The sequence below is a fragment of the Rhodoferax sp. MLSD5-FHT05B10 genome (assembly GCF_058793415.1).
Window position 1 is genome coordinate 187,909 of the sequence record NZ_JBXAFT010000003.1, and the last position, 17,207, is coordinate 205,115.

Here is a 17,207-nt window from a genome sequence, read left to right on the forward strand (position 1 = left end):
GCTCAAGGCGGCTTTTTTGCTTTTGCGACGGCATTTCTTCCCTTTCCTCCATCCACGAGCCCTACTCCATGCCCTTGCCCCCTGCCCCCACCAAACCTGCTGACCGGCTTCCCCCCAAGGCGTTTGAAGCGTCTGCGCGCAGCGCCAGCCGGCCCGCACGCAAGCCAGCACCGGTTGACGTAGCACCGCCGCAGCCGTCCGGCCGCGCGGCCCAGCAACCCAAGGCTAGGGACAGCGCCCGCAAGGCCGTCCCCTCGCTGCTGACGCCGCCGGTCGTGGCGCCCGTTGCGGTCAAGGCCCCGGCAACCGCGCAGGCCCCGGTACCGGCGGAAACGGATACAACCCGCGCCACAACCCGTTCCCGCAAGGCCCCGCGCACCGGCCCCACCAAGCTGTTTGTGCTGGACACCAACGTGCTGCTGCACGACCCCATGTCGCTGTTCCGCTTTGAGGAACACGATATCTACCTGCCCATGATCGTGCTGGAGGAGCTCGACGGACACAAGAAGGGCATGACCGAAGTCGCCCGCAACGCCCGCCAGACCAGCCGTACCCTGGACGCGCTGGCCGCAGCGCCCGGCGCCGACATCACCGCCGGCTTCCAGCTCTCGAGCACCGGCAACCGCGACGCCCGCGGCAAGCTGCTGTTCCAGACCCAGCCACTGGATTACGCCCTGCCCACCAGCCTGCCCCAGGGCAAGGCCGACAACCAGATCCTGGGCGTGGTGGAAGCCCTGCGAAAGGCCATGGCCCCGCGCGAAGTGGTGCTGGTGTCCAAGGACATCAACATGCGCGTCAAGGCGCGCGCCCTGGGCCTGGCCACCGACGACTACCAGAATGACAAGACCCTGGAAGACGGCGACCTGCTGTACTCCGGCGCCCTTGCCCTGCCCACCGATTTCTGGGCCACCCACGGACAGACCGTGGAGAGCTGGCAGCAAGGCCAGCACACGTTCTACAAGATCGACGGCCCCATTGTTCCGGCTTTGCTGGTCAACCAGTTCGTGTATTTCGAATCCCCCGGCGAGCCCAGCCTGTACGCCCGGGTCACCGAAATCCGGGGCAGCACCGCTGTCCTGAAGACCCTGCGGGACTTCAACCACCTCAAAAATGCCGTATGGGGGGTCACTGCACGCAACCGCGAGCAGAACTTTGCGCTGAATCTGCTCACCGATCCGGAAGTCGACTTTGTCACCCTGACCGGAACCGCCGGCACCGGCAAGACCCTGATGGCCCTGGCCGCCGGTCTGACGCAGGTACTGGAAGACCGCCGCTACACCGAAATCATCGTCACCCGCGCCACCGTCAGCGTGGGTGAAGACATCGGCTTCCTGCCTGGCACCGAAGAAGAAAAAATGGGACCCTGGATGGGTGCGCTCGACGACAACCTGGAAGTCCTGGGCAAAACCGACACCAGTGCCGGCGAATGGGGGCGCGCCGCCACCAACGAGCTGATTCGCAGTCGCATCAAGATCAAGAGCATGAACTTCATGCGCGGGCGCACGTTCCTGAACAAGTACGTCATCATCGACGAAGCGCAGAACCTGACGCCCAAGCAGATGAAGACGCTGATCACCCGTGCCGGCCCCGGCACCAAGATCATCTGCATGGGAAACTTGGCCCAGATCGACACCCCTTACCTGACCGAAGGCTCATCCGGACTGACCTTTGCCGTCGACCGGTTCAAGGGCTGGCCTCACAGTGGCCATATCACACTGGCGCGCGGCGAGCGTTCACGCCTGGCCGATTTTGCCAGCGAAGTGCTGTAGCCCAATACGCCCTGAACCACCACCGACCTATCCACCCTGGATGGGCCGGTGCCGTGGCTAGGCCCAGAGCCAGCCGTCGTGGCGGACCACCACTGCTGCGGTAGAGGCTTCGGTTGCCTGCAGCCACGCTGCAATGGCCTTGCCCGCCAGGTCATGGCCCAGCACCAGACGCATCTGTACGTTCTGTCCCAGCACACGGGCGGGAACGGCCTGTACGGCCACGGGCAGTTTGGCGGACAAGGCAACGGCGGCAGTCTGCTGTCCGGCGCCGAACTGGATCTCCGTCTGCGTCTGCCGGAAACCGGTCTGGTTGGTCAGGCGTGTGGTAACCAACCCCATGGGCGCCAGACGCTCAGCCGTGCGGCGTGCCATGTACCGGATGCCCACGCCGTTGGAAACCTCAATCTTGACTCCGCGCAGGGCGGCGGCATCGGCAGGCTGCGGAACCGACGAGCGGGCTCCTCCCGCACGCGCCACTTCACGCTCTGCCGGCGGGGTACTGGCCGCCGCAACAGCGGCAGTCGGAACCGCCCGCGAGGACACTGCCGCCACTGCAACGGGTTTGTCCCGCAACTCGTACACGTTGGGAGCGACCTCGACGATCTTTTGACCCGAGGGGCTGGGTTGCGCGTTCGCCTCGGTCACAGGCTGCAACGCCACCGCGCGCGCCAGTTTGGCCTGGACCAACAGCTCCCGGTTTTTCAGGGTTGACGGCCGCGCCGGGCTCAAGTCCAGCGCGCGTTGCAGGGCCGAGTCCGCCTCGTCCAGCCGTCCTGCCAGCAACAGGGCATACCCCAGGTTGTTGTACACATGGGATGCTTGGGGCTCTGCAGACAGCGCCCGATGGAATAGCGCAACGGCCTGGTCCAGCCGATGGGTCTGGGCGTAGAGCACCCCCATGGCATTGAGCGCCCCCACGTGGGCGGGGTCTTTTTCCAGAACCTTGCCGTACTGCTCTTCGGCGCGCACCAGTTCCCCGGCGCCGTGGGCGGTTTTCCCCTGCAGGAACCAGGCGTCCACCGCCGAGGCCGGCGTGGCGATGTTGGAGGCGGGCTTGTTCGCGTGCGCCACCGCCGTTGTGCCCTTGGTCGATTGGGCTACGGCCGGGTCGCCGGGAGACAGCAGCATGGAAAGCTGCGTGCATCCCATCAGCGTACCGGTGGACACGGTTGCCAGGAGTTTTCCGTAGTGGCGCATGCGATTCTCCTAAAAAGTCAACGTACCGAACCCAGGGTGGGCAGCAGCACCCGGAAGACACTGATCATGGCCGGCCCCAGCAGGACCACGAACAATGCCGGGAAGATGAAAAAGATCATGGGAAACAGGAGCTTCAGCGGAACCTTCGCGGCCTTTTCCTCGGCGCGCAGCTTGCGTTGTTCGCGCATGGTGTCGGACAACACCTTCAGGGAGTCGCCAATATTGGTTCCGAACTGGCCGGACTGCAGCAGAATGGTCACAAAAGTTGCAACGCTCGCCACCCCGGTTCTCAGTGCCAGGTTGCGCATGGCCCCTTCACGCGAGGCCCCCACTTGCAGCTCCAGCGTCACCAGGTTCAACTCCTCTGCCAGAGCCGGGCTACGCATGTCCAGTTCCTCGCAGGTGCGCCGCATGGCGGCATCAATGGCCAAGCCGGCCTCCACGCAAACGGTCATGAGGTCAATGGCATCGGGCAAGGCCTCGTCGAGTTCCCGCTGTCGCGTATGAATCAGCAGGTTCAGGATCAGGTTGGGAAGGTAGTAACCCAGGCCTGACAGCAGGAACATGACAAACAACGTTGCCTTGGCAATGCCGGTATCGCTGAAAAACCCACCGTAGACCAGAAAAGCCAGCGGAAACGACAAGGCAAAAATGCTCTTGGCTCCCAGGTACAACATGGGCCAATACGCCTGACGCAAGCCCGCATTGAAGAACCGAACCCGCAGGTACGACGCGTCGCCGGCATCCTTGGGCGTCGACAGGCTTGCAATGGGGGTAAAAACCCGGGCCAATTTGGCCAGCCAGGACGAACCCGACTGCACCGACTGGTCCAACGGTGTCTCCGCATGCTCTTTCAGCTGCCCCAACCGGCGGCCCAACGCCTCGCCCCGGTTGAACCACATGCCGATTCCCAGCACCAGCCCGGCTATGGATATGAAGACCGCAATCAAAATGGCATTCAACATGGTCTACCCTCTCAAACGCGGAAACTGGTGATGCGCCACAGCAGGAACACCCCCAAGGCCATCATGCCCAGGGCACCCATCGTGATGGAAATGCCCGTGGGATCCGTAAACAAGATGCGCATGTAGCCGGGATTCACGACCTGAATGGCGCCTGCCACAAAAAACGGCAAGGCTGTCAGGATGTAGGCGGACAACTTGCCCTCTGCGGCCAGCACCCGAATCTTGCCAAACAGCTTGTACCGTTCACGGATCAGGTTGGACAGCATGGCCAGCAAGCCTGCCAGATTGCCACCGGTCTCAAGCTGAATGATGACGGCCATGACAAAGAACCGCATATCCGCGATCGGAACCCGGACCGCAAGATTGGTCAGTGCATCCTTGGTTGAGATGCCAAAGTTGATTTCATCAAACGTCGTCTTGAACTCGGTCGCAATCGGCTCGGGAGCCTCATTGCCCACCATGGACAGTGCAGAAGAGAACGCGTGCCCCGCCCGCAAGGCGCGGCAGATCAGGTCCAGTGTGTCGGGCAGCTGGGCACTGAGCTGCTTCAGGCGCCGGGACCGAATCCACCGCAAGCGCAGCACGGGCAGCGAAGCCAGTCCGATCACCAGCACCAGCCCCCAGAGCAACGTCCAATGGAATGCCGTGGCCAGCACGGCGCCAGCCAAGGCAGCCAAGAGACAGGTTGCCAGAAGGAAGGCGACGGTTTGACCTGAACTGGCCTGCAACAAAAGTCGATCCAGGCGCTGGATTCCCGGAATAAGCGAAAGCAACTCATGCGCCAGAGCAATCTTGCTCAACGTACGCCGCTTGACCAGCTCACCAGGGGCAGACTGGGAATGCCCCGTCGCCATCGCACGCAGGCGCCGGCGTACCCGCTTGACTTCCGGGTTTCGCGTGCTGTTCCACAGCTGGAACAATCCCTCCAGCAACAGGAACACCGCCAGGAACCCCAGCATCAAAAACAAAGCATAGGTAGTGCTCATGGTGTCATTGGTAAGTTTTACGAGGATCAAACGCCTGGTCGGACACGTTGATGCCGTACGCCTTGAGCCGTTTCATGAATTCAGGGCGCACCCCTGTCGCACCAAAATACCCCTCCACTGTTCCATCGTCCGCGATGCCAGTCTGGGTGAAGGAGTAGATTTCCTGCATGGTGATGATGTCGCCTTCCATGCCGACGACCTCCTGCATGCTGATCAACTTGCGCCGCCCATCCGTCAGGCGGCCGATCTGGATGATGGCGGAAATGGCGGAAGAGATCTGCTGCCGCATGACTTTCGGCGGCACACTCACCCCCCCCATGCCCGCCATGTTTTCCAGGCGCGTCAGGGCGTCACGGGGGGTGTTCGCGTGCACGGTCGCCATGGAACCCTCATGCCCGGTATTCATGGCCTGCAGCATGTCGAGAACCTCCACGCCACGGACTTCACCCACAATGATGCGGTCAGGCCGCATCCGCAAGCTGTTGCGCACCAGCGCCCGTTGCGTAACTTCCCCCTTGCCTTCGATATTGGGCGGCCGTGTTTCCAGCCGCACCACATGGGGCTGCTGCAACTGGAGCTCGGCCGCGTCTTCAATCGTCACAATCCGCTCGGTAGGCGGAATGGCGCTGGACATCACATTGAGCAAGGTCGTTTTTCCGGTCCCGGTACCGCCGGAAATAAGGATGTTCAGCTTGGCATGCACCATCCCCGTGAGCAGGGCGGCCAGTTCGGGCGTGAGGGTCTTGAAGCGAATCAGATCTTCGGTCTTCAGAGGGATGGCGGAAAAGCGGCGGATCGAAAGCAGGGGACCATCCAGGGACAGCGGCGGAATGATGGCATTCACACGGGAGCCGTCCGCCAGACGGGCATCCACCATGGGGCTGGATTCGTCAATGCGACGGCCAATCCGGGAGACGATCTTGTCGATGATCTTCATCAGATGCGCCGTGTCGGTAAACGTCACGTCGGTCGCTTCCAGCCGCCCTCGCCGCTCCACGTACACCTTCTTCGGGCCATTCACCAGAATGTCTGATACCGTGGTGTCCGCAAGTAAGGGCTCCAGTGGCCCCAGCCCCATGACCTCGTTCTGGATGTCCAGAACCATGCGCTTGCGGTCTGCCGAGTTGAGCGCAACACCGGAGGCATCCAGCATCTTTTCAACCAGCCCCGCCAACTCCTCTCGCAGACGATCCGCCGGCATGTTTCCCAGAACTTCCAGGTCCACCCGTCCTATCAAGTCCTGGTGCAATTTGGCTTTGAGCTTGTAGTACTCGGAGACTTCCCGTGGCCGGGTTCCCTCCCAAATCTCGGACCCCAGATGGGTGCCGGAACTGTTTTTGGTGTCTCGCAAACTCATGATAAGGACCTCTTGATTCCATGCCACCAGCCGGCTTCAACCGGCTGCGATGTCGGTGCTAATTCGTGTGCCCATTCCTGCAGCGCATGGGACACGGCATCCCGCGGCACCAGCTCCAGCAAGGGAATGCCCTGATTGATCGAATCCGTCACGGGGCCGTGGCTGTTCGGAATGGTGCGATTGACTTTCAGCAGGGTCGCCTTTTCCACGTCTTCCAGCTTGATCTCTCCCCCTTTTTCAAAGCGGTTGATGACGACCCTGATCTTTTCGTTGGAGTAACCCAGCCCCCGGAACTCTTCGACCATGCGCTTGGCCGCCCGCACAAAAGGCAAGTTCAACTGGAGGGAGAGGTAGATGATGTCGGCCATGTCCAGTGCCTGGACCGTCAACGGGTCCAGCAAGGCACTGGCGTCGATGACGACCACGTCGTAGCACGTGCGCGCCAGCCGGATGATCCGCTCGATATCCGAAGGTGACACATACTTCACGTATTCCGGTGATTCCGGGGCAACCAGAATGTGCAGGCGCTCGCCGAGCTTGATCATGCTGGAATCCAGCAAGACTGCATCAAGCCCCTCTGACTTGCGTGCGAGGTCCACCACGTTGGAGGTTGGCTTGCTGTCACCCAAAAACACCACGGCATCGCCGAAATACAGGTTGAGGTCAATCACTGCCACCCGCTTGCCCTGACGCGACAGGGCGTAAGCCAGATTGGTCGCCAGGAAAGTGGATCCAGCCCCTCCCTTGGAGCCCACCATGCCAATGACCAGACCGGACTGCTTCTCCGCACGGGCTGCCTTGGCCTGGTTGCCGCGCGCGTGCTGCAGCGCCTGCTGCACGCTGGCGAACTCGAGCGGCGTGGGCAGAACTTGTCGAACACCCGCACGCATGGCACGCATCAGGAACTCCACCGAACGGTCCGGACTGACCAAAATCAGATGCGTTTCATGGCCCCCTTGCAGGGCCAACTCGACTTGCGCAATGGCCTTCTCATCCGCATTGGGAAATTCCAGAATCACCACATCGGGTTTATCGCTCTGCAACACATCCGTCAGCTGCTCGAACGCACCTTTATGCGCCGTGAACTGAATTTGCGGCAGCACGGCAATGGATGCAGCCATCCCGTCCAGCATCTGCTTGGATTCGAAGATGGCCGATACTTTAAGTGTCATAGCAACATCCCTTGGTTAGTTTTTTAATAGTCTTGCAGTTGGTTTACGAACACACCGGATTGCCCGTGCTCTTCATGAGCTCCCGGGGCAAATTGGTGGTAAACGCCGGGAGGGGCAAAGCGACGCCGAAAAAGGGAATGAGGGGCGTAAAGGTCGCATTCACGATCGATACCTCCACTGTTTTGCAATTGCTGGCATCGCAATTTGCGGGCGCATAGGTAATGGAAATCTGCGCGTCATCCACATTGGCCAGGATGTAGCGCATCTTCTCCTTGATGCGGGAATCATTCAAATCGCACACCGTGGCCAGACGTGCTCCCCACCGGGTGGCTTCCCCCGCGGCATTGAGCGTGAACATCCAGCGACCAAACTCCATGATGCCCAGCAGCAGGGTAATGAACATGAGCGCCACCAAGGCAAACTCGACAATCGCCTCACCTCGCTGCCTGCGTCGCGGCGCTGCATGGTTCGCCAGAAGATGTGAAGGTGCGCGCACAACCCGTCCCCTAAAAATACTGAGAAACCATGGTCGTCGTGACCGGGGCGAACGTGATATTGGGAATCACCCATGGCATGAGCGACGTGAAGTCATAGGCCGCTGCGCCCGTCCCGCCGATGGTGATAGACACAAGGTTTGCCGTGCCCTGCCCTGTGGAAACATTGCTGTGCGTGGTGGGACAACTGAGCAAATCACAGACCGACACTTGCGCCAAGACCAAGCCCGGCGTCAACGGTTCCTTGCCGGAGCAATCGGTAGCACCACACACCGCCAATGACCGGGCCTTGAGCCGGATCGAGGCCGCTGTCTCTCCGGTTGGTGGGCTGGACAGGCTCTGGGTCGTCATGTACCGGACCGCCCCGCGCGTCGCCTTCACCAAGCCGTTGTACATGTACAGTGCACGCCCCAACTCGACAATGCCAAAGCACAGGATCAGCATGGGCATCATGATCAGGGCCATCTCCACCGCGGCGACACCTCTTTGCTTGTGTTGCTTCATGATCGTCTTCTCACTGCGCCATGACCGGAACCAGGGGACCCGCAGTACCGGCCGCCCCGGATGACGCACACGGGCTGCCGGCAACGTTACTCAAACCGATGTATTCCAAGGTAGCTTCATTGGGCGCGCTCCCAACATTCATAGGACTGAGCATCAGCACACAGGCCCAGCCTTCCACAGAGGGCTGCGCATTGCCACTGGTATTCCAGACCGAGCAGTCCACCACCGGAGCTACTGCCAACCGGCGATCCCGACCATACGTGACAAGGTTCGCCGATGACACCGCAGAATAGCCACCGCTGGTCCCAAAGGGCGCACCACTCTGATAGGCCAAATGGCCGCTGCGCGCCGTCTGAAAATTGACGACACCAGGAACGGTGGGTGTACCCGAATAGGCATTGAAAGCCGACGGCCAACTCTTGCTGTCCGTTGAATAGGCATACCCCGTAAAGTCGGGCGGCGCATCGCTGAGGCTGGGATTGCCACCACCGTTCTTGTAGACGCCAAACCGGCTATTCCAAGCTACACCCAAGCTGGTTTTCTGGCCTTGCTCCCCCACCTTCGCACCTGCAACCATCTCGCACTGACCACTGCCCTGCAGCAAATCGGCCAGTTCATTCGCCCCGCCATTGGGCGGCGTGAAATCAATCCAGCCGAAATTGCCGGTTCCATACGGGGCCGCACCCTTGGCAACCAACCACTGGCCCGGCGTCAGGTTGTAATTGTTCGACGCAGTCCCTCCCGACGCCTTGCACACGCCCACGGGAATGGCGCAGACCGAGGCCGATGGCGCCTGCGTGGCAACCGCCATGGCACTGACCGTCTGGCTGACAAAGTCCGGATTGATCAGCTGCATGAAATAAATGGGCAGGCCGCTCAAGGGATAGCTGCACTTGGCGTACGCTGCCGTGTTGTAGTTGGCGCTGCTGCTGTCCAAGTACGTCCCATTGATGGTGTCGGAAAAAGTAATCTGGTCTGCGGCGATGGCGACAACTTCGCTCTGGAAATTGGCGCGGTTCTTGATGGCATCCAGGTTGCCCAGTCCCCCGGTGGAAAACAGCCGGCCATAGGCCACGGCCTTCGTCAACGCGGAAGCATTGTTCTGACCGGGGCGCAACTGCGATGCGGCAGCCAGGGCGCAGGCATCAACCGCGTTCTGCAGTTCGCTCTTGACGACAAAGAAGCGTCCCAGATCAATCGCCAGACCCGCAAAGCCGATCAACACCACCAAGGTAAAACCCAGCAGCACCGTAACGGCGCCCTGTTGTCGCCGCGGGGACGAAGGCATAAGCGTGAACCGGACCATGGTGCGCACCTGAAATCACTTTCCCGGACCAGTCACTGCCCCGTTACGGAGCCACCAATGCCCAGGATCTCAAAGGTCTTGGGCGGCGACTTGAAGGAGTCTTGGTAGCGGTCCTGCGCGTTGACGGCTGCCTTGCCATCAATTCCCAGAACGGGGTCCTTGCTGACAGATGCCGTCGAATTCAGCGTCTGCCGCTCGCGCGATGCGCGAACGGCGTCGCCAAACTTGGCATCCAGTTCAGGTGTTGACGCGGCGCACCCCACTACCAGCGTACAGACGCCCAAAAGAGCCGGAAGCAAAAACAGCGTGTGTGATTTTTGAATGGACATGGCTACGCTCCGTTATTTGACTTCGAAACCACCCGACGATGGCGCCGGCGGGGCTATTGGTGTGCTCACCCGATCTGGAGGCACGTCCTGATTGCCACTGCCTTCCATCTTGCCGTTCATGAAGAACTCGCCGCGACTCGGGGGGGAGAAGCTGTCGGTTGGCAAGGCAGCCTGTCCATCCAGCGGCTTGACCAGACGCGGCGTGATGAGGAACATCAACTCGGAGCGGTCGTTCTGGAACTCACTGCTGCGAAACAGGGCGCCCAGGATCGGAACTTCACCCAGGATAGGCACCCGCTTGAAGGTCTCGGACACATTGTTCTTGATCAAGCCGGCAATTGCCAGACTTTGACCATCCATCAGCTGCACCGTTGTCTGCACACGCCGTGTGGTGAAACTCGGCAAAATAGCCGTGGTTCCATCCACCGTGGTGAACGGCGAACCCGTTTGCGAGAGTTCCGACACCTCAGGAGCCACCTTCAGGTGAATGCGCCCTCCATCCAGAACCGTAGGCGTGAATTTGAGGCCCACCCCAAACTCCTTTTCGTCCAGGGTAATGGTGCTGCCACCGGTAGTACCGTTGGCACGGGCCACGGGAATGAAGATCTTTCCACCCGCCAGGAAACTGGCCTCCTGTCCGCTGATGGAAATGATATTGGGCTCGGCCAGAATCTTGATCAGCCCATCTTTTTTCTCGGCATCAATCTTCAGCAGGTTGCCGTTGCTGCCCTGAATGCTGACAGCACCGGATCCGTTGATCAAGAGATTGGTCAGAATGTTGTAGGTGATGCCGGCAGTCGTCGCGCCGACATTGAAATTGACGCCCAGCTTGTCCAGCAGCGTCTTGGAGACCTCTGCAACCTTGACTTCCAGCATTACCTGCTGGCCTTGGGTCACCTGCAGCAGGTTCACGACTTTCGCGCCACTGCTCGCGCCCGTTGCCGAAGCACCCTGCACCGGAAGCGTAGTACCCGACTGCACCTTGGCATTGCCAGCCGTAATGGGCAAGACGAGGTTGCGGTTTATGTCGCGCACGAAGGCGTTGGCGATATCTTCGGCAAATTTGGCCTGGGTCGCACTGGAAACCGTACCGGTCAAGATCACAGAATCCGCTGCAGGGCGCACCTTGATGCCTTTCTCATCGGGAAGGAGTTCACGCAACTTTTTCTCCATCCGGTCTGCATCAATGCTGACGTTGACGTCGATTGCGGTCGTCGCGCCACCTTTGCGCCAGATCATCAGGTTGGTCGACCCATAGCTCTTGCCCAAAAGGTACAGCTCGACCGGACTGATCAGCGAGATGTCGGCCACATTGGGGTTCCCCACCGAAATACGCTCAATCGGAGATGGCAGGCGCATCAGCGTGGACTTGCCAATCACCAGATCCAGGGCGGGCCCCACCGTAGTCAAGTCAGAAACTGTGCTGGTGGTGGCCCGGGCAGCCGTGCCGGCAGTCGTATTGCCTTTGGTAACGCTTGGTTTTTGCCCCAGCGCATGGCTGCTCCACGCACCCAGGGTCGCCATTGCAAGAACACAAACGGACAAACGCATCCCGTTGCTGCGAATAGATTTAGATGTATTGTTCATTTGGCGCCTCAAAAATCAGAGTTGGCTTTCTGCACACCCCGGATAACTTCGGGAGTCCCGGTTTTCCCGCCGCTTGCACGACCGGTGCCCGTCGTCTTGGGGCGTGAAGATGCGCGTGGGGCCGAAGCCTTGGATGCAGAGGGCTGGGCAGATCCGGCAGCACCCGCCGTGTCGGCTGCTGTGCTCATCAAATCATCCCGACGGGCACCGGAGGTCACGGTGCCTGCCCGGTCCAGCGGGTTGCGGAGTACCAGAGACAAGGTCCCGATGTTGCGTGCCAGGTCAATTTTCTCAGCCTGCTCGGGATCGACTTCCAGCGTAACGGCGCTGACGACCCGGGGTTTGGTCTGGTCGCGCTTGTCATCCTGCGCGACCGCCAGCACCAGGATTTTTTCGAGCACGATTTTTGAAATGGCCTTGTCCCGGTCTTCCCGGGTATTGACCATGACGTCCACCAAGCTACCCGGCCGGATGTAGCCCGCTACGCCCGCAATCTCGTTGACCTGAACACTGATGGCGCGTTTGCCGCTCTGAATGGCGGACGACAACCCCCCCATGGCACCCACCGGCGCGAGCTTTCCTTCCAGAACGGCTTCGCCCTTGAGAATCCGTTCCACGGCCACCCGTCCGTCCAGCTTCTTGGCCTCGTTGAAGGCGCCAGGCGGCACGGATTTGGAAGGCCATGCGACGATCTGCAGCATTTCTGCACCCAACACCGTCCCGGGATCCAGGTCCGTGCTGGTCGCCACAACCAGGGTGGTGCTTTCGCTGGCTCGCTGTCCCACCCACTGTGCTGCCAGCCAGACCGCGACCGCTCCCGCCAGCAAGGAAAGCAATATCATGGCAATTGCCCGAGTGTTTTTCATTGTTCACCTTCCTTGTTCAAATTCAAAAAAACAGCGCCCTAAAATGCCCCAATGCCGGAAAGTCGTGCATAACCGTACACGACAAGCCCCAGGGCAAAGGCAAACGCATACGGCATCCGATCCGCCGACTGGGTCGCGGGGTTGAAAACCTGCGACCCTCCCCGCCCCCAGCTGCCCAGTAAGACCATTACATTGCCGAGCACCACGCGAGAATTGCGTTTCATCAACATGCGTGCAAGGGCCAACACGCCTCCGGCGACCAGAATGGTCAAAGCCAGACCAATGGCGTCCCAAGGCCCCGTAAAGGCACCCAATGCAGCCATGAACTTGACGTCACCCGCGCCCATGGCTCCAAAGAAATAAAAAGGTAAAAAGACAAGCAAGCCGACCACGATGCCCAGCAAGGCCTGACCGGCACCCAAGGCACCCGGGAACGTGTCGAACAGGCCCGCCCGCTCGTTGGCCGGCCCCAGGACATGCAAGGCAACACCTGCCGCAATCGTGAACACCACCAGAACATTGGGAATGCGGCGCTCGCGATGGTCCGCCTCGATGGCCATCAGCATGACCAGTGCCAATGTGGCAAAGCACCACAGTTGCCAGCTTGCCGGGGTGAGCGCGGGAATCATAGAAACCACTACTTGCAGGTGGAAGGACTTAGAACGCAGTTCTTGACATTCACGTACGTTGCGTCGACCTGTTGCGCCACCAGGGTCACCGTGACAATGACCGCAATGACCAGCACGGCGGCAATCAAACCGTATTCGAGAGCCGTCAACCCCCGGTCATCTTCAAGAAATTTCCGAACAACCAGAGCAAAGTGCTTCATGGTGACCCTTGGTTAAAGTGCGACAACCCCTGCACCGCAATGTGCAACGAATCTCCTCCAACACGCCCGGTGGGGAAGGCACCTGCGTGCCCCACCACCGACGCATTGGCTCAAGCCACTTGTGACATCAAGTGCCGCAATTTGCAGGCGTTGTCAAACAGGTCTTGATCTTGATAAACGTGTTGTTCAGTTCCTGCCCGACGAGATACACCGTGGCAATCACCGCCACCGCAATCAGGGCCGCAATGAGGCCATATTCAATGGCGGTTACACCCTCTTCGTCACGCAGAAATTGGCGCGTTGCGAGATACAGCTGTTTCATATTTACTCTCCAGTTAGGTCAACCCACCAGCCACCTTGCACAGGCAACTGAACCAATAGCAGAACCCCGATCAGCGACCACGCCGTCGAGCTGAAAAACTGAACCTGCCGTTAAAACAAGTAACAATTTGTTCTGCCTGAGAGGTATTAATCTCCAACTCGCACCCCACGCAGTTGCGAATAATCAATTTTCCCGACACCTATCGCCGGAGCGAAACGGGATATGCCAAATCCTGCTCCATTGACGAAAGCCGAAACGAGAAATGCACAAGATGTGTGCGACGCAGGAAGGCGCGCGTGGGCTGTTGGCAGCGCATGTGCCCACGAAGAAACTCCAGCCCGCACACCAGGGCGGCCGGAGAATAAGGCTTAGTAGTCCCCGCCGCTGCTGGCGAGGCTCTCGAACTTGGTGATCCGGTTCAGGAAAGCCAGTTTCACAGTGCCAGTGGGGCCATTACGCTGTTTGGCGATGATGACCTCGGCCACGCCCGGTTCCTTGCAGGCGTCCTTGGTGTAGTACTCGTCACGGTAGATGAACATGATGATGTCGGCATCCTGTTCGATGGCGCCGGATTCACGCAAGTCACTCATCATCGGCCGTTTGTCGGGGCGCTGTTCCACACTGCGGTTGAGCTGGGACAACGCGATCACCGGGCACTTCAACTCACGGGCCAGCATTTTTAAGCCCCGGGAAATTTCTCCCAACTCGGTGGCGCGGTTCTCGCCGTCACTGCTAGTGCCACTCATGAGCTGCAGGTAGTCGACCACAATCAGCCCCAGTTGTCCGCACTGACGGGACAAACGCCGCGCATTGGCACGCAGTTCGCTGGAGTTCAAACCGGCACTCTCGTCGATGTGCAGGGAAATGGTGCGCAGTTTCTCGATCGCCTCCGACAGGCGCGGCCATTCGTCATCGGTCAGCTTGCCCGTGCGCAGATGGCCCTGGTCAATCCGTCCGATGGAGCCCACGATACGCACCGCCAGTTGGGCCGCGCCCATTTCCATGGAGAACACCGCCACCGGCAACCCCTCGTTCAGGGCTACATGTTCGGCAATATTGATGGCCAGTGCGGTCTTGCCCATGGATGGACGGGCGGCCAGCACAATCAGGTCACCGGCCTGCAGGCCAGCCGTCATGCGGTCCAGGTCATAGAAACCGGTGGGTACCCCCGTCACGTCGTTGGGGTTGTCGGCCATCTCCTGTACGCGGTCAAGCAGCTTGACGACCAGCGAGTCCATGGCCTGAAAGCCCTGCTTGTTCCGTTTGCCCTGCTCACCAATATTGAATATCTTTTGCTCGGACTCATCCACGATCTCTGAGACCGCCCGACCTTGGGGATTGAAGGCATTGGTGGCAATCTCGTCACTGGCGCTGACCAGCTTGCGCAAGATGGAGCGGTCTCGCACGATCTCGGCATACCGGCGGATATTGCTGGCACTGGGCACGTACTGGGCCAGCGAATTGAGGTACGCCAGGCCACCAATCTCCTCGGCCCGACCCTGGCTCTGCATGTGCTCAAACACGGTGATCACATCGGCCGGCTTGCTGGCGTTGACCAGCGAACCAATGGCCGCATAGATCAGGCGGTGCTCATAACGGTAGAAATCACTGTCGACAAGAATGTCTCCCACGCGGTCCCAGGCGTCGTTATCGAGCAGCAAGCCGCCAAGCACGCTGGACTCGCCTTCAATGGAGTGCGGCGGAACACGCAGCTGGGCAATTTGACGGTCTTGACCGTATTCGTCTACGGCGGAAAATACGGCGGACATGGTGGATTAATAGCTCGATGGAAGATGGTGCGGCACTGCGCTGCATGCTACGCGGCTTGCCCGGCGGTGTCGAGGGAAAGACTGGGCATAAATCCGGTACAACATGTGGGCAAGTTGTGGAAATCACGGGATAACCTGTGCCACAAATACAAAAGCCGCAAGGGACAGGCCCTGGCGGCTTTCGCGTCATTTCGGCCAGAGCCTGAACAGGCTCCGGCGTCCATATCCGATCAGGCTGTTTCGCCGTACACGGAAACAGTGATATCCACCACCACGTCGGTATGCAAAGCCACGCTGACCGTGCTGTCGCTCACGGTCTTGATCGGACCATTGGGCATGCGGATCTGGGCCTTGGCCACCTTGTAACCGTTCTTGACCAGTTCTTCCGCGATGTCGGAGTTGGTCACGGAGCCGAACAAACGACCGTCCACACCGGCTTTTTGCGTCAGCTTGATGGTCGTGCCACCCAGCTTTTCGCCCAGCGCCTGGCATTCGGCCAATTTTGCAGCAGCAGCTTTTTCGAGCTCCGCACGCTTGGCTTCAAACTCCGCCTTGGCAGCTTCGGTAGCGCGGCGAGCGCGGCCCGAGGGAATCAGGAAATTGCGGGCATAGCCGTCCTTGACCTTGACGATATCGCCGAGGCCACCCAGGTTCACGACCTTGTCGAGCAGAATGATTTGCATGGTCGGACTCCTTAGATCTTGTGCTGGTCGCTGTACGGCAGCATGGCGAGGAAACGCGCACGCTTGATAGCGGTGTTGAGCTGGCGCTGGAAAATGGCGCGGGTGCCGGTCAGGCGTGCGGGAATGATCTTTCCGTTTTCAGCAATGAAATCGCGCAGCGTGTCGATGTCCTTGTAGTCGATCTCTTCGACGCCGGTCACCGTGAAGCGGCAGAAGCGCTTGCGCTTGAACAGCAGATTTTGTGCGGGGCGCTTGGGGCGCTTGTCTTTGTTGAATTTTTTGAACGTGGCCATGAGGGCCTCCTGAAAAAATTAATCTTGCGAAAACTCTTGAATGTGAAACACAACGTATTTGCCGTTCCGGGGAGTAGCCAGAAAACCGCTGAACCTCCAGACACTGCCGATGGCTTGTTGAACAAGCCGCTCCGCCAGCGTTCCAAAGGCCACCGCCTTCACCGCCGCCTTCACCTGTCTGCTCTGTCCTGCCTCCAGAACCTCGGACTCGTGTTCGAGTCGCAGATTCAGGGCGGGCAATCCGGCTGGCGTGTAACGCAGGGCCTCAGCCTCTGCAATGCACGCACTCAAGACAAGCGTGTTGGCAGGCACTCTCCGTCGGCAAAAATGCCGTCTTAACCCTGGTACTCAGCCTGTTGGGTCTTGCGCGCATCTTCGCGCTCGACCGACTTCATCATGGAAGAAGGACCAGTTTCGGCCTTTTTCTTCAACACGGTCAGGTGACGCAGAACGGCATCGTTGAACTTGAACGCGTGTTCCAGTTCCGACATCACAGCCTGGTCGGCTTCAATGTTGACGCACAAATAGTGGGCTTTGGCGAGCTTGTTGATCATGTAGACCAGCTGGCGACGGCCCCAGTCTTCCACGCGGTGCACCTTGCCACCGCCAGCGGTGATCATGCCCTTGTAACGCTCCAGCATGGCTGGAACTTGCTCGCTCTGATCCGGATGGATCATGAGAATGATTTCATAGTGACGCATTGATACTCCTTTTGGATATCCCGATTTTCAAAACTCTTCGGGTAAGAAAAGCTGCCCTCAGCGTCTAATTGAGGTGCA

At 59.8% G+C, this 17,207-nt stretch carries 20 protein-coding genes; 1 reads left to right on the top strand and 19 read right to left on the bottom strand.

The window, feature by feature from the left end; all coding sequences use genetic code 11:
* The first annotated feature begins 68 nt into the window (after positions 1 to 68).
* Entirely contained in the window at positions 69 to 1,769 is a 1,701-nt protein-coding gene (locus AC1Q5W_RS06060) for a PhoH family protein (protein WP_492643241.1), read from the top strand.
* A 57-nt stretch (positions 1,770 to 1,826) separates the two neighbouring features.
* Here the strand turns inward: AC1Q5W_RS06060 and AC1Q5W_RS06065 are convergent, their stop codons facing one another.
* The 19 genes from AC1Q5W_RS06065 to rpsF all read right to left on the bottom strand — a co-directional run bounded on the left by AC1Q5W_RS06065 (position 1,827) and on the right by rpsF (position 17,129).
* Entirely contained in the window at positions 1,827 to 2,966 is a 1,140-nt protein-coding gene (locus AC1Q5W_RS06065) for a LytR C-terminal domain-containing protein (protein ID WP_492643242.1), read from the bottom strand.
* Positions 2,967 to 2,983: 17 nt separating this feature from the next.
* Positions 2,984 to 3,931 (bottom strand): type II secretion system F family protein, encoded by a 948-nt coding sequence (locus AC1Q5W_RS06070; protein WP_492643243.1) that lies wholly within the window; start codon positions 3,929 to 3,931, stop codon positions 2,984 to 2,986.
* Between the two features lie 11 nt (positions 3,932 to 3,942).
* The gene (locus AC1Q5W_RS06075; RefSeq protein ID WP_492643244.1) at positions 3,943 to 4,917 is read right to left on the bottom strand and encodes a type II secretion system F family protein; all 975 of its coding nucleotides are present in this window, start codon (positions 4,915 to 4,917) and stop codon (positions 3,943 to 3,945) included.
* Positions 4,918 to 4,921: 4 nt separating this feature from the next.
* Entirely contained in the window at positions 4,922 to 6,274 is a 1,353-nt protein-coding gene (locus tag AC1Q5W_RS06080; protein ID WP_492643245.1) for a TadA family conjugal transfer-associated ATPase, read from the bottom strand.
* Positions 6,271 to 7,446 carry a CpaE/TadZ family protein gene (locus AC1Q5W_RS06085; protein WP_492643246.1) on the bottom strand — a complete coding sequence of 392 codons (1,176 nt, stop codon included), beginning with the start codon at positions 7,444 to 7,446 and terminating at the stop codon, positions 6,271 to 6,273. Before AC1Q5W_RS06085 ends, AC1Q5W_RS06080 begins: the two co-directional genes overlap by 4 nt.
* A 43-nt stretch (positions 7,447 to 7,489) precedes the next feature.
* Positions 7,490 to 7,942 carry a TadE/TadG family type IV pilus assembly protein gene (locus AC1Q5W_RS06090; RefSeq protein ID WP_492643247.1) on the bottom strand — a complete coding sequence of 151 codons (453 nt, stop codon included), beginning with the start codon at positions 7,940 to 7,942 and terminating at the stop codon, positions 7,490 to 7,492.
* 10 nt (positions 7,943 to 7,952) lie between these two features.
* On the bottom strand, positions 7,953 to 8,444 hold the full coding sequence (locus tag AC1Q5W_RS06095) for a TadE/TadG family type IV pilus assembly protein (RefSeq protein WP_492643248.1): 492 nt from the start codon (positions 8,442 to 8,444) through the stop codon (positions 7,953 to 7,955).
* A 10-nt stretch (positions 8,445 to 8,454) separates the two neighbouring features.
* Positions 8,455 to 9,732 carry a pilus assembly protein TadG-related protein gene (locus AC1Q5W_RS06100; protein ID WP_492643249.1) on the bottom strand — a complete coding sequence of 426 codons (1,278 nt, stop codon included), beginning with the start codon at positions 9,730 to 9,732 and terminating at the stop codon, positions 8,455 to 8,457.
* Positions 9,733 to 9,782: 50 nt separating this feature from the next.
* Positions 9,783 to 10,079: a hypothetical protein gene (locus AC1Q5W_RS06105; RefSeq protein WP_492643250.1), complete on the bottom strand. Its 297-nt coding sequence runs from the start codon at positions 10,077 to 10,079 to the stop codon at positions 9,783 to 9,785.
* Between the two features lie 12 nt (positions 10,080 to 10,091).
* A complete protein-coding gene (locus AC1Q5W_RS06110) occupies positions 10,092 to 11,666 on the bottom strand; it encodes a type II and III secretion system protein family protein (protein ID WP_492643251.1) in 1,575 nt (524 codons plus the stop codon).
* An 8-nt stretch (positions 11,667 to 11,674) separates the two neighbouring features.
* Positions 11,675 to 12,508 carry a Flp pilus assembly protein CpaB gene (cpaB, locus tag AC1Q5W_RS06115; RefSeq protein ID WP_492643252.1) on the bottom strand — a complete coding sequence of 278 codons (834 nt, stop codon included), beginning with the start codon at positions 12,506 to 12,508 and terminating at the stop codon, positions 11,675 to 11,677.
* Positions 12,509 to 12,570: 62 nt separating this feature from the next.
* On the bottom strand, positions 12,571 to 13,098 hold the full coding sequence (locus AC1Q5W_RS06120; RefSeq protein ID WP_492643253.1) for an A24 family peptidase: 528 nt from the start codon (positions 13,096 to 13,098) through the stop codon (positions 12,571 to 12,573).
* A gap of 71 nt (positions 13,099 to 13,169) precedes the next feature.
* Positions 13,170 to 13,361, bottom strand: a complete 192-nt coding sequence (locus AC1Q5W_RS06125; RefSeq protein WP_492643254.1) for a Flp family type IVb pilin — start codon at positions 13,359 to 13,361, stop codon at positions 13,170 to 13,172.
* A 127-nt stretch (positions 13,362 to 13,488) separates the two neighbouring features.
* Positions 13,489 to 13,683: a Flp family type IVb pilin gene (locus AC1Q5W_RS06130; RefSeq protein WP_492643255.1), complete on the bottom strand. Its 195-nt coding sequence runs from the start codon at positions 13,681 to 13,683 to the stop codon at positions 13,489 to 13,491.
* A gap of 368 nt (positions 13,684 to 14,051) precedes the next feature.
* Positions 14,052 to 15,452 (bottom strand): replicative DNA helicase, encoded by a 1,401-nt coding sequence (gene dnaB, locus AC1Q5W_RS06135; protein WP_492643256.1) that lies wholly within the window; start codon positions 15,450 to 15,452, stop codon positions 14,052 to 14,054.
* Positions 15,453 to 15,682: 230 nt separating this feature from the next.
* Positions 15,683 to 16,135, bottom strand: coding sequence for a 50S ribosomal protein L9 (gene rplI, locus AC1Q5W_RS06140; RefSeq protein WP_492643257.1), 453 nt, complete (start codon positions 16,133 to 16,135; stop codon positions 15,683 to 15,685).
* 11 nt (positions 16,136 to 16,146) lie between these two features.
* Entirely contained in the window at positions 16,147 to 16,428 is a 282-nt protein-coding gene (rpsR, locus tag AC1Q5W_RS06145) for a 30S ribosomal protein S18 (RefSeq protein WP_142810912.1), read from the bottom strand.
* Positions 16,429 to 16,446: 18 nt separating this feature from the next.
* A complete protein-coding gene (gene priB, locus AC1Q5W_RS06150) occupies positions 16,447 to 16,740 on the bottom strand; it encodes a primosomal replication protein N (RefSeq protein ID WP_492643258.1) in 294 nt (97 codons plus the stop codon).
* Positions 16,741 to 16,763: 23 nt separating this feature from the next.
* Complete coding sequence (gene rpsF / locus AC1Q5W_RS06155; protein ID WP_492643259.1) at positions 16,764 to 17,129, bottom strand: 30S ribosomal protein S6; 366 nt, start codon at positions 17,127 to 17,129, stop codon at positions 16,764 to 16,766.
* Between the last annotated feature and the right edge of the window lie 78 nt (positions 17,130 to 17,207).

Excerpts from the sequence above, each read along its gene's own strand:
- AC1Q5W_RS06060 (WP_492643241.1), top strand. The coding sequence starts at position 69 with ATGCCCTTGCCCCCTGCCCCCACCAAACCTGCTGACCGGCTTCCCCCC.
- AC1Q5W_RS06065 (WP_492643242.1), bottom strand. The coding sequence starts at position 2,966 with ATGCGCCACTACGGAAAACTCCTGGCAACCGTGTCCACCGGTACGCTG.
- AC1Q5W_RS06070 (WP_492643243.1), bottom strand. The coding sequence starts at position 3,931 with ATGTTGAATGCCATTTTGATTGCGGTCTTCATATCCATAGCCGGGCTG.
- AC1Q5W_RS06075 (WP_492643244.1), bottom strand. The coding sequence starts at position 4,917 with ATGAGCACTACCTATGCTTTGTTTTTGATGCTGGGGTTCCTGGCGGTG.
- AC1Q5W_RS06080 (WP_492643245.1), bottom strand. The coding sequence starts at position 6,274 with ATGAGTTTGCGAGACACCAAAAACAGTTCCGGCACCCATCTGGGGTCC.
- AC1Q5W_RS06085 (WP_492643246.1), bottom strand. The coding sequence starts at position 7,446 with ATGACACTTAAAGTATCGGCCATCTTCGAATCCAAGCAGATGCTGGAC.
- AC1Q5W_RS06095 (WP_492643248.1), bottom strand. The coding sequence starts at position 8,444 with ATGAAGCAACACAAGCAAAGAGGTGTCGCCGCGGTGGAGATGGCCCTG.
- AC1Q5W_RS06100 (WP_492643249.1), bottom strand. The coding sequence starts at position 9,732 with ATGCCTTCGTCCCCGCGGCGACAACAGGGCGCCGTTACGGTGCTGCTG.
- AC1Q5W_RS06105 (WP_492643250.1), bottom strand. The coding sequence starts at position 10,079 with ATGTCCATTCAAAAATCACACACGCTGTTTTTGCTTCCGGCTCTTTTG.
- AC1Q5W_RS06110 (WP_492643251.1), bottom strand. The coding sequence starts at position 11,666 with ATGAACAATACATCTAAATCTATTCGCAGCAACGGGATGCGTTTGTCC.
- cpaB (WP_492643252.1), bottom strand. The coding sequence starts at position 12,508 with ATGATATTGCTTTCCTTGCTGGCGGGAGCGGTCGCGGTCTGGCTGGCA.
- AC1Q5W_RS06120 (WP_492643253.1), bottom strand. The coding sequence starts at position 13,098 with ATGCTGATGGCCATCGAGGCGGACCATCGCGAGCGCCGCATTCCCAAT.
- AC1Q5W_RS06125 (WP_492643254.1), bottom strand. The coding sequence starts at position 13,361 with ATGAAGCACTTTGCTCTGGTTGTTCGGAAATTTCTTGAAGATGACCGG.
- AC1Q5W_RS06130 (WP_492643255.1), bottom strand. The coding sequence starts at position 13,683 with ATGAAACAGCTGTATCTCGCAACGCGCCAATTTCTGCGTGACGAAGAG.
- dnaB (WP_492643256.1), bottom strand. The coding sequence starts at position 15,452 with ATGTCCGCCGTATTTTCCGCCGTAGACGAATACGGTCAAGACCGTCAA.
- rplI (WP_492643257.1), bottom strand. The coding sequence starts at position 16,135 with ATGCAAATCATTCTGCTCGACAAGGTCGTGAACCTGGGTGGCCTCGGC.
- rpsR (WP_142810912.1), bottom strand. The coding sequence starts at position 16,428 with ATGGCCACGTTCAAAAAATTCAACAAAGACAAGCGCCCCAAGCGCCCC.
- rpsF (WP_492643259.1), bottom strand. The coding sequence starts at position 17,129 with ATGCGTCACTATGAAATCATTCTCATGATCCATCCGGATCAGAGCGAG.